Source organism: Dietzia sp. NCCP-2495 (assembly GCF_026011735.1).
GTDB lineage: Bacteria > Actinomycetota > Actinomycetes > Mycobacteriales > Mycobacteriaceae > Dietzia.
The window spans coordinates 1-13,944 of sequence record NZ_BRVN01000018.1; the positions used below are offsets into that span (position 1 = coordinate 1).

The window sequence follows — 13,944 nt, forward strand, 5'->3', positions numbered from 1 at the left end:
AGACAGAGGCACCCCCAGGGCTACCCCGCAATCTAATTGCGCAACCTAGTTGTACACTTTGGTCGATGACTGGCACCTGCACGGAACCCGACCTCAGCCCCGACGCGCTCGCCTCCGCCCTCCGCGAGGCCCTGCGTCCGCTGTGGCGACGGTTCAAGGAACACCGCACCCTCTCCCAGGGCAAAGTCGGCATCCTCGCCCACCTCGACACCCGCGGCCCGCTCGCCGCCTCAGACCTGGCGATCCTGGAACGGATCAGCCACCAGGCAGTGGCCAACGCCGTCCGCGAACTCGAGACGATGGGCCTGGTCTCGCGCAGTCCGGACCCCGACGACCGGCGCCGCACCCTGGTCCGGCTCACCGACGCCGGCCGCGACCGGCTCCACGCCGAACGCACGGCGGGCCAGAACTGGCTCACCCACGCGATCGAGCACCACCTCGACGAGGCCGAGCGCAGCGCCCTCGCCGCCGCCGTGCCACTGCTCGACCGACTGAACCACGACACCACCGGCGAGGTGCGCCCATGACCCGCACCGACCGCGCCGCCGCGCCCCGCTGGTTCGTCCAGGGCCTGATCTACGCGGCCCTGACCAGCTCGATCGTCAGCTCCCTGGGCATGCTTCTCGTGCCGTCGGTCGCCACGGAGTTCGGTGTCACCGTCAGTACCGCCCAGTGGATGCTCACCATCAACCTCCTGGTCGGTGCCGTGGCCACGCCCATCATGGGTCGCCTCGCCGACGGCCCACACACGCGGCGCCTGCTCCTGATCAGCCTCAGTGTGATCTTCGTGGGATCCCTCGTCGCCGCGACCGCCCCGAACTTCGCGGTGTTCCTCCTCGGCCGCGGCCTCCAGGGGCTGCTCTACGGGACGGTCCCGGTCACCATCGCGCTGGCCCGCCGCCACCTGACCTACACCCAGTCCCAGCCGGCGATCTCCACCCTGTCGGTGACCGTCTCGGTGGGGATGGGCCTGGGGTATCCGCTCACCGGCATCCTGGCCGCGATGTTCGATCTCCGCGCGGCGTTCGCGTTCGCGGCGGTCTTCGTGGCCACGGCGGCCGTGGCCGTGTGGAAACTCGTCCCCGCGGGTCCGGATCCGTTGGCGCCCCGGGTGCCGTTCGACGTGGGCGGCGCCGCGCTGCTGGGCGTGGGCCTGGCCGCTCTACTCCTGTGGATCTCGGAGGCCCAGACCTGGGGCTGGACCTCGCTCACGGCGATCCTCACGCTCGTCGTGGCCGTGTTCTCGCTCATCAACTGGGCGGTCCACAGCGTCCACACCCTGCATCCCCTGGTGAACCTGCGGGTGATCCGCACGCCGGAGGTCCTGCTCGCCAACGCGACGGCGATCGGGCTCGGCACCTCGATGTACATCGGTCTGTCCATCGCGTCGCTCGTGGCCCAGGCACCGTCCGCGACCGGGTTCGGTCTCGCGGTGCCGTTGATGTGGGCCGGCTTCATGATGGCGCCGCTGTCCATGGGTAGTCTCGCCGCCAACCGTGCGGTCCGCGCCCTGTCCACGCGCGTGGACATGGCAATGTTCCTGCCGGTCGGCGCGGCGGTGATGACCGTGGCGTCGGTGCTCCTGTGGCTGACCCACAGCAATTTCTGGACGCTCGCGGTGGGCATGTTCCTGTTCGGCGTGGGAATCGGGTCGGGGTACGCCGCCATGCCGGCGCTCATCGCGCGCAGCGTCGCCGTGGAGCAGTTGGGCAGTGCGGTGAGCTTCAACCAGGTGCTGCGCACGGTGGGTGGCGCGGTGGGTGCCGCGGTGTCCGCCGCCGTGCTGGCGGCGCACCCGTCGGAGACGGCCCTGGGGGCGGCCTACTCGACCGACGCGGGTATCACCATGGCCTTCGGCGTGGGTGTCGTGTGTTGCGCGGCCGTGTTGGTGGCGCTGGTGGTGCACGCGGTAACGACCCGCGGCGCGAAGAATTAACCGCCGCAGTCCTCACCGCTGTGCGAGGAGAAATGACCGATGCCGTTCTCGCCGCCGGGAACGACGACGACAACGACCGCGTCCACCCGCACGTGAGGCGGCTACCGTAGCGCGCATGCGCGCTGTGAGCTGGCTGCCCGTCGCAGCTGTGACCCTGATCCACCTGATCGCCCTCGTGACTGGGGCCGACGCCCTGGCCGACTGGACCCAGTTTCTGCTCATGCCCGCGCTCGCGGTGGTGCTGCTGGTGCTTCCGCGGTCGGACCGGGGACCGGCGTGGCCGTGGGCGCTCGGTGCGTTGGCCGGCAGTTGGGTCGGCGATTCGCTACCGAAGGTGATGCCGGAGGACCTGCAGTTCATCGCCATGGTCGGCGGCTTCGCGGTGGCGCAGGCCCTGTGGATCGTGGCGTTCACCCGGACGCCTCGGCACCGACCGCCCCTGGCGTGGGTGCTGCTGCTCGTGGTGGTGGCGATCGCCCTCCTCGCGGTGACCGTTCCGTCCGCCGGAGTCCTGGCACCCGCCGTGGTGGTCTACGGGCTGCTCCTGCTCGCGGTGGCCTACCTCGCGGCGGGCCACGGCCTCGTGGGCGGCCTGGGCGGCGCACTGTTCGTGGCCTCGGACGGCCTCATCGCCCTGGGCGCCTTCCGGCCCGAGCTCGTGGACTGGTCCCACCGCGGCCTCGTGGTGATGGCCACCTATGTGGCGGCGCAGGCCCTGTTCGTCGCGGTGATCCTCCGCGCCCGCCCGAGCCGCGCCGTCGCCCTCACCAGGTGATGCGCTCGAGTTACGCCGCCGGTCTCACCAGGTGATGCGTTCCGGGCGGGCGTCGGCGAGGATCTCCTCTCGGTCCTCGGCCAGCAGGAACCCCTCGGCGATGAGGCGGTCCGTGGCCTCGGCGTAGGCGGCCAGGTACTCCTCGCGGCTGCGCCACCGGCCCCGAAGCACCTCGTCATCCACGGCGACCGTCCGACCGAGCAGCATGCACATCGGCGGCGCCTCCGGGTGGACATCTCCCGTCAGGTGCTCGACCGGCGCCTCCACGATCGGGGTCCGCACGCCGCCCCGGCGATTGCCGCACTCGTCGGGGGAGGCACTGCTACCGGCAGGTGGGCGGCCGGCGTTGTCGTCGTCGTTGTCGTCGTCCATCTCGATCGGTGGTGCGGCCGGCGGGCGCGCTCCCCCGCCCGCCCACGTGATCAGGTGGCTCAGCCCTGCCCGCAGGACGAACACCTGCTGACCACTGTTGACCGGGCCCTGGCAGTCGACGAACCGCGTGAAACGGCCCAGCTGGAAGGCGTCCGCGTGCGCCTGCCCCGCGATCTCCCACGTGGTGATCCACTCCGAATCCGGTTGCCGGGCAGGCAGAGCAGCGAGCAGACCGGTGAGATCGCCCTCGGCCTGCACGACCAGCACCGGAACGCCCACGTCCTCACGCAGGCGCGCCGGCCCCACCCCGAGCGACGACCGGATGTCCGCGCCCCGGCCGCGATCGTCGAACGGCAGGAAGCCGGCTCCCCTGCTGTGGAGGAGGAACGCGTCGAACACCCCGGCGCCGGGATTCACGCCGGCATGTACCCCGTTGATGTAGGACGTCAGCGCGTAGGCCGACTGCGACTCCCCCACCGCGATCACCGTCTCCGGCCGCAGGTCACCGATCGGTCCGGTCGGCTCACCGTCGGCATCGACGGGTTCCTGCGCGTAGCGTCCGACCTGCGTGACGATGTCGTACGCGTACGCGTCGCCCGGGTGGTGCAGATCGCCATACCGCTGCGGCGACGCTTGGCGCATGCCCTGGGTCTGGCCGCCCATCGCCACCGCGGCCTCTCCACCGGCCACCCCGATGTACTGCGCGGACACCCCGACCCACACGTGCCCGGCACGCAGGATCTCGCCTGAGAGGTAGGTCCAGTCCGGAGCCGCGTCCTGGCCGCCACTGACGTTGAGCCACTCCACCAGCACCACCCCGCTGAACCGGGCCGGATCGGCCGGGCGGCGAACGAGTACGCGGGTCGCATACGGCGCGGAATCGGCAACGGTGAGCTCGAAGCGCCCGTCACCCGGCGTGGCAGCCACGTCGAACGAGGCCGCCTCGCCGGAGACCACCCACTCGGATTCCACGAACCCCGCCGCGGCCAGGTCGACCGGCTTACGCCCGGACATGGGCGGGAAGGAACGACCTTCGCTGAGCTCGGCGAACGTGGCCCGCGCGGTGGCGGCTGCTGCTGCACGAGTGGGCTGCGCGGGATCAGTCATGGCGCCCATTATCGCCCGACGTGGGCGAGGTCGGGACTCGAACGCCGCGGGCGGCTCACCAGCTGTCGAGGAAGATGTCCAGTTCGAGCTGCTCCTTCTCCCCGCCGTACGGCGACAGGTCGGTGATGCCGGCCTCGGCCAGCACCTCGTCGTCGATGAAGAAGTTGCCGGTGCACTCTCCGGGATCGCGGGTGAGGATCTCGTGCGCCGCGTCCGCCATGATCTCCGGCGTCCGGCTGCGGGCGACCATCTCCTCGCCGCCCAGGAGGTTGGCGACGGCGGCCGTGGCGATCGTGGTGCGGGGCCACAAGCTGTTAGCCGCGATGGACTTGCCCTTGAGCTCCTCGGACAGACCGAGCGTCACCAGGCTCATGCCGTACTTGGCGATGGTGTAGCCGAGGAAGCTCCCGGCCCACTTGGGGTTGAGGTTGAGCGGCGGGGAGAGTGTGAGGACGTGCGCGGCCTCGGACTTCTCCAGGTGCGGAAGCGCCGTCTTGGCGAGCAGGAACGAGCCCCGGCAGTTGATGTCCTGCATGAGGTCGTACTTCTTCATGTCCAGGCTCGGGGTGGGCGACAGGTCGATAGCGCTGGCGTTGTTGACGACGATGTCGATCCCGCCGAACTCCGCAACGGTCTTCTCCACGGCCTCGGCCACCGAGTTCTCGTCGCGGACATCCCCCACCACCGCCAAGGCGCGGCCGCCGGCCGACTCGATCTCGGCAGCGGCCGTATGGACGGTGCCCTCGAGCTTGGGGTGTGGCTTGTCGGTCTTGGCGAGCATCGCCACGTTCGCGCCGTCACGGGCGGCGCGCAGCGCGATGGCCAGGCCAATGCCGCGGCTGCCTCCCGACATGAGCAGGGTGCGCCCGGCGAGGGAGCGGGTGGAGTCGGTCATCGTGTGAGCCTTTCGTCGGTCGGTGCGTCTGGTCCGGGCCTTGACGTCCTCACGCATCCGTTCACCGTCGCGGGAGGGGCAGGGCGTGAGATCAACGGTGGACCGATGTCAGGCCACCCGGGAACCCACATCGAGTTCTGCCATGGCGCGACTGTAGCCACAGACACGAAAACAATCAAGCAAAACTGCTTGTTTCAAACGCCCTGTCGGGCCGCGCCCGCGACCGCCAACGCGCCGGGCGTGGGGACGGTGGTTGTCGTCGTCGCCATCTCCACGCTCGTAGTCGGGGGATCTGACGGCGACGGGGGCAACGACAGCGACACCCCGTTCGACTCCGACGGCGACGGCGCCACGCCCGACGTCCCGACCGGAGGCGTCGCGGACGGCCCCGTGCCCGGGGGACGCCTGTCGGAGGTGACGGGATTCAGGGCCGGACAGTTCGACAGGTGTTTGTCGGCCATCCACGCTGGCGCGCCCCTGGCGATGGCCTCGTCGGGGCAGGTGAACAGGTACATCGAGATGCTGCGTTCGTTGCGCCAGCGGCCGTCGCGGAACGAGACCCAGTACGGGTCGCCGGAGTGCTCGCTGGCCATCACCGCCCAGCCCCCGACACAGTCGACGATGCGCGAGCCGCTGCCCGGATACCCCAGATCGGCGTTGATCCGGCGGGCGTCGCACACGGCGCCGACGGTGCGGGCGGTAGTGCGGGCGGTCGAGGTGACCGCGGTGGAGGCGGCGTCCGTCGTGGAGGAACCGGACCGCGGCCGCGGAGCCGTACGCGAGGTGCTGCTCGTGGCGTCTCCCGCGACCGGCCCGGTCGCCGGCCTGTCGCCGAGACCGATGTCGCCGAGACGCAGGCCGATCGCCACGGCGACCCCGATCGCGAGCAGCGCCACCAGCACCACCACGGCCGCGGTCACGCGCCGCGGCCGGCCCTCGCCCGATCCGTCCATGACGTCCGATCCACCCCTTCCGCGACGCGTGTCGCCCCGCCCCGCAGCCCCGCCGGCCCGCCGGCCCGCCGGGTCAGACGGTGATGCCGAACGGCAGCGGACCGATCGGGCTGGCGTCGCCGTCACCGGCGAAGGGGTTCCACACGTAGACGGTGGTCGCGTACGTGGCCTCGGCATTGGGCTCGTCCTCGGCCGGCGGCTGCTGGATGCGCAGCGCGACGTGGAAGTCGCTGTGGCCGCCGAGCAGCACGCGGGGCGTGTCGCCGGGCTGCGTCGCGAGCTGCTCACCGTGGTGGTAGAGCAGGACCTTCGTGGGTGAGGTGAGAGTGCCGCCCTCGGTCTCGAGGAAGAGGTAGCCGAGGTTGCCGCACAGGTTCCCGTGCTCGCCGACGGTCCAGCCGGTGTCGGGGAAGGGGCCGGGGGTCTCCTCGGCGACCTGCTCGACGTCGACCTCGCACCCGGCCGGCGGGCCGCCGAGCGAGTCGGTGTTGATGGCGTTCGCGGTGGGCGCGACCGCGGCGACAAGGCCTGCAGCGCACGCCGTGGCGGTGAGTGTTCTGACGGTCCGGGACATGAGCGGTGTCCTTTCCAAACATTCCACAAAGACTCTCTGCCTTCACAGGTCATATCCCCCGTGGGCGCGATGGTGTTACCGGTCACAATCAACGTGGTGTGTCCTGCATCTCACCGCGACGCCGGGCGTGGGTACGGTGGATCCCACCGGCGGACCGCCCTCCCTCGTCCTGTCCGCCGCCGCCAAGGAAGGTGCACCGTGTCCGATCCCTCCGCTTCCGATCGCTCCGTGTTCGACCAGGCCGTGGCGCTGGAGCACGCCGGCGGCGACTGGTATCACGGCCACACGCACGAGGCCTGGGCGAACATGGTCGGCCCGTTCGGCGGCAGCACGGCGGCGACCATGTTGAACGCGATCCTGCAGCACCCCAAGCGGCACGGCGACCCGCTGGCGTTGACGCTCAACTACGCGGGCCCGGTGGCGGACGGCCGATTCGATATCGAAGCCCGCCCCGTGCGGACGAACCGCTCGAACCAGCACTGGGTCCTCGAGATGCGGCAGGGTGACGAGGTGGTCACCACCGCCACCGCGCTGACGGGGCTGCGCCGCGAGACGTGGTCGGAGACCGAGGCCGCGCCGCCGGAGGTCCCGGCGCCGGAGGAGCTGCCGCGCGCGTCGGAGGACCGTGGGGTGCGGTGGATCTCCAACTACGACATGCGGTTCGTCACCGGTGGGTGGGATGACGTCGCCGAGGAGGGATCGGAGTCGTCGACGACGACGATGTGGATCCGCGACGCCCAGGAGCGCCCTCTCGACCATCTCGCTCTCACAGCTCTCGGGGATTCGTTCTTCCCCCGATCGTTCCTGCGGCTCGGTCGGCCGGTCCCCGCCGGGACGGTGACCCTGTCGGTCTATTACCTGGCCACCGCGGACGAGCTCGCGGCCCACGGCACCGACTTCGTGCTGGGGAGCGTGCACTCGCACCGCTTCCACGGCAATTATCACGACGAGTCGGCGCGCCTGTGGTCCCGCGACGGGACGTTGTTGGCCGTGAGCAATCAGTTGATGTACTTCAAGTCCTGACCGCTCGGCCCGACCCCGCCAGTTCGACATGCGTAGAGAGGCATCCCATGGCGGCGACGCGCAACAGCACCACCCACGAGGTTCTCAACCAGGCTCCCCCGCGGGTCGGCGTGGACGAGTTCGCCCTCAACACGGCGCTGCAGGAGGCGCTGGCCGTGTTCTCGCCCGGCGCCCGCGCCGAGTGGTTCCACGAGATCGGACAGCACGTGGGTACCGAGCAGTACCAGCGCGACGCGGAGCTGGCCAACATCCACCCGCCGGCGCATCACTCGCATGACCGGTGGGGCAACCGCGTCGACCAGATCGAGTTCCACCCCGCCTACCACCGGATCATGGAGTACTCGGTGTCCAAGGGTCTGCACACATCTGCGTGGGCGGATCCCGGCGTCGGCGCGAATGTCGAGCGGGCGGCCGGGTTCATGCTGGTCTCGCAGGTCGAGGCCGGGCACGGCTGCCCGCTGTCCATGACGCACGCGGTGGTGCCATCGCTGAGGATGAGCCCCGAGCTCGCGGCGGAGTGGGAGCCCGCGCTGTTGTCCACGGTGTACGACCCGGAGCTGCGCGATCCCGCCACCAAGTCGGGCGTGCTGTTCGGTATGGCCATGACCGAGAAGCAGGGCGGCTCCGATGTCCGCGCCAACACCACCACCGCCGAGCCGGTCACGGTTACGACTCCCGGCAACGACGGCCCCGCCTCTGGCGCCGCTGGCTCCGGCACCGCCGCCGCGGCTGGTTCTGGCATGTACTCCCTGCGTGGCCACAAGTGGTTCTGCTCCGCGCCGCAGTCGGACGCGTTCCTCGTGCTGGCCCAGGCGCCGGAGGGGCTGAGCTGCTTCCTCGTGCCGCGTGTCCTGCCCGGCGGCGAGCGCAATCCGTTCCTCGTCCAGCGACTCAAGGACAAGCTCGGCAACAAGTCCAACGCGTCCTCCGAAGTGGAGTTCGACGGCACTCTCGGCTGGATGGTGGGCGAGCCCGGACGCGGGGTCCGCACGATCATCGAGATGGTCGGACGCACGCGGCTGGACTGCGTTCTCGGTGCGGCCGCCGGCATGCGCCAGGGAGTGGCCGAGGCCGCGTGGCACGCCCGCCACCGAGCCGCGTTCGGAGCGACCCTCATCGACCAGCCGGCGATGGCCGCGGTGATCGCGGATCTCCAGCTCGAGTCCGAGGCCGCCACCTGGACCGCTCTGCGCCTGGCCGCGGCGCACGACGACGAGGACGCCGCCCCTTTCCGCCGCCTCGCCACCGCCGTCGCCAAGTACTGGGTGTGCAAGCGCGGACCCAATCACGCGTACGAGTCGCTCGAGTGCCTGGGCGGCAACGGCTACACCGAGGGTTTCCCGCTGGCCCGGCGCTACCGCGAGCAACCGGTACTCGCCGTGTGGGAGGGCTCGGGCAACGTCATCGCGCTGGACGTGCTGCGGGCCATGGGCCGCGAGCCGGAATCCGTGGCCGCCTTCGACGCCGAACTCGCCGCGCAGCTAGGCACCAACGATCTCTTCGATCAGCACGTCGAACGGGTCCGCGCACTCATCGGACGCGCGGCCGCCGAACCCGCAGCGGCGCCCGCGATCGCCCGGCGCCTGGTCGAGGCGATGGCGCTCGCACTGCAGGCCGCGGTCCTGCTGGCCCACGCCCCGGCCCCGGTAGCGGAGGCGTTCTGCCTGGCCCGCCTCGGTTCTGATCGCTCCGCCGAGTACGGCGCCCTGCCCGACGGCGTCGACATCGAGGCGCTGGTCGCGCGCGCCTGACGGCTTCGGCACTGGTCCGATCCGGGCTGATCCGGTCCAATCCGGTCCTGCCAACTCCGGCCAGCGGAGCTCTTCCACGTACTGGCCCGATCCGGACTGATTCGTTCCCGCCCGCTCCGGCCAGCAGCGCTCCACGCCTCCGTCTCCGGCCCCGCCCAGATTTTTGTCGGCGTCACTGCGAATATTTACCGACGACTTCGCAGTGACGGCATCGAGCTTCGCAGCGGTGTCGACACACCAGTGGCGCGCCCACGGCTGCGGCGGCGTTTCCAGGCTGCGCAGCTAAAGGGTGGCGGCGGCTGCGCGATCGGGCCAGGCAGGTGCACGCCCCCGCGAACCATCAGGACTGGCGTCCAGATAGTTTCGCCATTCCGTTGACAGGCGGGTGACGGGAGTCACAGACTGGGTCACCCGACGAAGAGGTGCCCCATGTCCCTCGCCGTGGATCCGCGCGAGCGCGAGAAGGTCTTCCAGCCCCAGGCTGCCCCGCTGACGTCCCGTCTACCGATCATCGGCGGGACGCTCGAGTACGTCGACAGTCCCCTCGCGACGATGTTCCGCCGATACCGCCAGCACGGCCCCGTCTCCGAGCTCAGCTTCCTCGGCCAGACCTGGACCGCGATCCTGGGCCCCGACGCCTGCCAGATCGCACTGCAGAACCCGGACAAGGCGTTCGCGAACGGCCCGGGCTGGGGCTACCTGGTCGGCCCGTTCTTCCACCGCGGGCTGATGCTGCTCGACTTCGCCGAGCACAAGCACTACCGCACCCTGATGATGGACGCCTTCACCCGGCCGCGGCTCGAGGGCTACACACGCACCCTCGCGCCGCTGGTCGAGTCCGGCATCGCCGGCTGGCGGCCAGATCCGGCCTTCCAGATCTACCCGGCACTCAAGGCGCACACGCTCGACCTCGCGACCTCGGTGTTCATGGGCGGCGCCGAACTGGCCGCGCCAGGAGAGATCGAGCGCGTCAACGCCGCGTTCGTCGACTGCGTCCTGGCCGCGAACGGCTGGGTACGCACCACCACGCCGAACCCCGTCACCAAGTGGGGGCGTGCGGCTCGTGGTCGTCGTATCCTCGAGGACTTCCTCCGCCGACACCTCCCGGCGCGCCGCGCCGATCCGGGCGAGGACCTGTTCTCCGTCCTGTGTCAGGTGGCCGACGCCTCCGGCGGGATCGACGACGACGACATCACCAACCAGATGGTCTTCCTCCTCATGGCCGCGCACGACACCACGACCAGCACGGTCACGTCAATGGTGTACGAACTCGGTCGGGACCCCCGGTGGCAGGAACGCTGCCGCCAGCGGTGCCTCGAGCTGGGCCCGGAGCCGACGCTCGCGGAGATCGAGGACGTGCCCGAGTTGGATCTGGTGATGAAGGAGGCGCTACGACTCCATCCCCCCGTCCCCGTGCTGGCCCGCCGGGCGGTCAAGGACACGCAGGTACTGGGGGTGCACATCCCCGAGGGGCAGTTCGTGGCGATCATGCCGATGCTCTCGCATCACCTGCCCGAGTACTGGACCGATCCCGAGATCTTCGACCCCGAGCGGTTCTCCCCCGAGCGCCGAGAGGACAAGTCGCACCGTTTCGCGTGGGAGCCGTTCGGCGGCGGAGTGCACAAGTGCCTCGGCATGGTCTTCGCGAACATGGAGTCCAAGCTGGTGCTCAGTGCGCTGCTGCGGAATTTCGAGTGGTCGGTGCCGCTGGAATACGTCCCGCCGATGCGCAACGACTCGTTGCCGTACCCGTCCGACGGGCTGCCGGTGGACCTGCGTCCGCTGGAGCGCTAGGGGGATCGCCCGGGCCAACTCGAGGGCCCGCTCGGGCTGATCCAGCCCGGTTCCGGCGACCGTCGCGGCCTGCACCCGCGAATCCACCCTCCACATAACGCTGACCTGGACTGCCCTACACGCGATGTGCAGGGCAGTCCAGGTCAGAGCGGGTGTTACTTCTCCAGTGCGTTGACCACGGTCAGCTCGCCGTCGGCGTGCGAGGAGCGGATGCGCTTCTTGTCCAGCTTGCCGACGGAGGTCTTGGGGATCTCGTCGACAAAGGCGAATCGCTCCGGCACCTGCCACTTGGCCATCCGCTCCGCGAGGTGGGCGCGCAGCTCCTCGACGTCCGGGTCGGGCAGCCCCTCCTTGATCACGACAGTGGCCAGGGGGCGCTCATCCCACTTCGGGTCGGGCACGCCGATCACGGCAGCCTCGGCGACGGACGGGTGCTCGAGCAGGTAGTTCTCCACCTCGACCGACGAGATCCACTCGCCGCCGGACTTGATGATGTCCTTCGCGCGGTCGGTGAGCTGCAGGAACCCCTCGGGCGTGATGTAGCCGACGTCGCCGGTGCGTAGCCAGCCGTCGTCGAAGGAATTCGAGGCATCCACCTTGTAGTAGCTGCCGGTGATCCACGGGCCGCGGACCTCCAACTCGCCCACGGACTCGCCGTCCCAGGGCAGCGCGCTACCCGCATCGTCGACGATCCGGGCCTTGACCCCTCCGAGCAGTCGGCCCTGGGTCTGACGCAGCTCGAACTGCTTCTCCTCGGGCAGGTCCGCCTTGGGCCGGGAGAGCGTGCCGATGGGGGAGGTCTCGGTCATACCCCAGGCGTGGGTGATGTTGATCCCGTACTTGTCCCGGAACTTGCGGATCAGCTCGGGCGGGCAGGAGCTGCCGCCCACCACGACGGAACGGAAGCTGGACATGTCGACAGGATGGTCCACCGAGTAGGCGTCGACGGCCTGCCAGATGGTCGGTACGGCGGCGGCGAGTGTCGGCTTCTCGCTGGCGATCATCGCCGCGAGAGGCTCGGGCTGCAGGAATCGCTCAGGCATGAGCAGCGAGGCGCCCACCATAAACGAGGCGTACGGCAGGCCCCACGACATGGCGTGGAACATCGGCACGATCGCCAGCGCATAGTCGTCCAGCGAGATATTCATGCCGTCCGACATGCAGATCTGCATCGAGTGCAGGTAGATCGAGCGGTGCGAGTAGACGACGCCCTTCGGGTCGCCGGTGGTGCCGGAGGTGTAGCACATCGCGGCGCCCGAGTTCTCGTCCACCTCGGGCCACTCGAACTCGGTGGGCTGCGCGGCGAGCAGTTCCTCGTAATCGTGCACCTGCACGCCCTCGGGAGCCTCGAGCGACGCGGCGGCCCCTCCCGTGACGATCACGTGCTCGACCGTGGAGAACTTCGGCAGCAGCGGCTGCAGGAGGGGGATCAGGGTCGGGTCGACGATGACGACCTTGTCCTCGGCGTGGTTGGCCACGAACTCGAGCTGGTCCGGGAACAGCCGGATGTTCAGCGGGTGCAGGACCGCCCCCATCGACGGGATGGCGAGGTAGGCCTCCATGTGCTCCGAGTTGTTCCACTGGAACGTCGCCACCCGCTGGTCTCCATCGATCCCCAGCGAGCGCAGGGCGTTCGCCAGCTGCGCCGTCCGTTGCCCGATCTCGCCGAAGCTGATCTTGCGCGGTCCCGAATCGGTCCACGTGGTGACGACGGCGTCCTTGTGGACGGTCGCGCCGTACTGCAGGATCGTGCTGACGTTCAGCTGCTCGGGCATCATCGTGCTCAACATGGGAGGGGCTCCTTAGCGTCGGGGAGTGCGCGGCGTCACCAGTATGGGTGTTCTGAGACTACCCGGCGTCGAGAGCGTCGAAGACCTCCTGGACGGTCTTCATCGCCGACAGCGCTGCGGGCGCCCCGCAGTACCCCGAGGCGTGGATGACGGCCTCGGTGATCTCCTCGCGCGTGAGCCCGTTGGTGAGCCCGCCGCGCACGTGCCCGGCCAGCTCGGCGTTCGCGCGCAACGCCACGAGCATCCCGATGTTGAGCAGGCTGCGGTCCCGCCGTCCGAGGCCCGGCCGGTTCCAGATGTTGCCCCAGACGTTCTCGGTCACCACGTACTGGATCGCCTCCGACGCCGTGCCGGTGGCGCGGTCCATGGCCCGGTCGACGAACCCGTCGCTCATGACCTCGCGTCTGGTCGCGAACCCTTTGTCGCGGAGGTCCGCGGACCTCGGCCCGGCATCTGCTGCCTGTCCGTCGGGGGAATCCGATGATCCGGTCGTTGTCGTCGTCATGTCTACGGCCCTTTCGTCACGGGCGTCGGCACCGCCCACCTCGTCAGGCATTCTCCTCGCCCGGCGGTGTGGCGAGGCCAATGGTCCGGCTACGCAGGCTGCCCATCGTTCCAGCGGCGTGGGGAGGCCAACGGCCCGGCGACCCAGGTTGCCCGTCGGTCCAGCGTCAGGTTTGTTGCCACCACTGCGATGATCTGCCGAGATTCTCGCCGTGGTGGCCACAAGAATCGCAGTGGTGTCGACGCAGACGGGCGCAGCACAGCGGAGCGGCCGCCTGCGGGGTCGGCTACGCTCGAGGGGTTCGGCGAATTGCGCCGGACACCGTGGCGCGCGGTGGAAGCCGGTGAGAGTCCGGCGCTGTCCCGCAACTGTGATCCCGCCGAGGCGCGGGTAAGTCAGGTCGGCCGTCGCCGCGGAGACGTACGCACTGACCTCGGACGAAGGACGGCCTGCGCGCAGCGGCGCCTCT

The 13,944-nt window shown here is 69.9% G+C and carries 12 protein-coding genes and 1 riboswitch; of the genes, 6 read left to right on the top strand and 6 right to left on the bottom strand.

Annotated features, from left to right (window positions below; all coding sequences use genetic code 11):
• The first annotated feature begins 65 nt into the window (after positions 1-65).
• The 3 genes from OPF83_RS13445 (at position 66) to OPF83_RS13455 (ending at position 2,711) form a co-directional block, all read left to right on the top strand.
• A complete protein-coding gene (locus tag OPF83_RS13445; RefSeq protein WP_264888001.1) occupies positions 66-527 on the top strand; it encodes a MarR family winged helix-turn-helix transcriptional regulator in 462 nt (153 codons plus the stop codon).
• On the top strand, positions 524-1,936 hold the full coding sequence (locus tag OPF83_RS13450) for an MFS transporter (protein ID WP_264888002.1): 1,413 nt from the start codon (positions 524-526) through the stop codon (positions 1,934-1,936). Before OPF83_RS13445 ends, OPF83_RS13450 begins: the two co-directional genes overlap by 4 nt.
• 115 nt (positions 1,937-2,051) lie before the next feature.
• The gene (locus tag OPF83_RS13455) at positions 2,052-2,711 is read left to right on the top strand and encodes a lysoplasmalogenase (protein ID WP_264888003.1); all 660 of its coding nucleotides are present in this window, start codon (positions 2,052-2,054) and stop codon (positions 2,709-2,711) included.
• A 24-nt stretch (positions 2,712-2,735) separates the two neighbouring features.
• Here the strand turns inward: OPF83_RS13455 and OPF83_RS13460 are convergent, their stop codons facing one another.
• The 4 genes from OPF83_RS13460 to OPF83_RS13475 form a co-directional block, all read right to left on the bottom strand.
• On the bottom strand, positions 2,736-4,190 hold the full coding sequence (locus tag OPF83_RS13460) for an alpha/beta hydrolase domain-containing protein (RefSeq protein ID WP_264888004.1): 1,455 nt from the start codon (positions 4,188-4,190) through the stop codon (positions 2,736-2,738).
• Between the two features lie 55 nt (positions 4,191-4,245).
• Positions 4,246-5,085, bottom strand: coding sequence for an NAD(P)-dependent oxidoreductase (locus OPF83_RS13465; protein ID WP_264888005.1), 840 nt, complete (start codon positions 5,083-5,085; stop codon positions 4,246-4,248).
• Positions 5,086-5,279: 194 nt separating this feature from the next.
• Positions 5,280-6,038: a hypothetical protein gene (locus tag OPF83_RS13470; protein ID WP_264888006.1), complete on the bottom strand. Its 759-nt coding sequence runs from the start codon at positions 6,036-6,038 to the stop codon at positions 5,280-5,282.
• Positions 6,039-6,111: 73 nt separating this feature from the next.
• Positions 6,112-6,612: an LppP/LprE family lipoprotein gene (locus tag OPF83_RS13475; protein WP_264888008.1), complete on the bottom strand. Its 501-nt coding sequence runs from the start codon at positions 6,610-6,612 to the stop codon at positions 6,112-6,114.
• Positions 6,613-6,810: 198 nt separating this feature from the next.
• Between OPF83_RS13475 and OPF83_RS13480 the strand changes: the two genes are divergently transcribed.
• The 3 genes from OPF83_RS13480 (at position 6,811) to OPF83_RS13490 (ending at position 11,180) form a co-directional block, all read left to right on the top strand.
• Positions 6,811-7,635: an acyl-CoA thioesterase II gene (locus OPF83_RS13480; RefSeq protein ID WP_264888009.1), complete on the top strand. Its 825-nt coding sequence runs from the start codon at positions 6,811-6,813 to the stop codon at positions 7,633-7,635.
• A gap of 47 nt (positions 7,636-7,682) precedes the next feature.
• On the top strand, positions 7,683-9,386 hold the full coding sequence (locus OPF83_RS13485; protein WP_264888010.1) for an acyl-CoA dehydrogenase family protein: 1,704 nt from the start codon (positions 7,683-7,685) through the stop codon (positions 9,384-9,386).
• 429 nt (positions 9,387-9,815) lie between these two features.
• Positions 9,816-11,180, top strand: coding sequence for a cytochrome P450 (locus OPF83_RS13490; RefSeq protein WP_264888011.1), 1,365 nt, complete (start codon positions 9,816-9,818; stop codon positions 11,178-11,180).
• 155 nt (positions 11,181-11,335) lie between these two features.
• Here the strand turns inward: OPF83_RS13490 and OPF83_RS13495 are convergent, their stop codons facing one another.
• Both OPF83_RS13495 and OPF83_RS13500 read right to left on the bottom strand, forming a co-directional pair.
• Positions 11,336-12,970 (bottom strand): long-chain fatty acid--CoA ligase, encoded by a 1,635-nt coding sequence (locus OPF83_RS13495; RefSeq protein WP_264888012.1) that lies wholly within the window; start codon positions 12,968-12,970, stop codon positions 11,336-11,338.
• A gap of 58 nt (positions 12,971-13,028) precedes the next feature.
• Entirely contained in the window at positions 13,029-13,364 is a 336-nt protein-coding gene (locus tag OPF83_RS13500) for a carboxymuconolactone decarboxylase family protein (RefSeq protein WP_264888077.1), read from the bottom strand.
• Positions 13,365-13,814: 450 nt separating this feature from the next.
• Positions 13,815-13,875: riboswitch (cobalamin riboswitch) on the top strand.
• Positions 13,876-13,944: the final 69 nt, after the last annotated feature.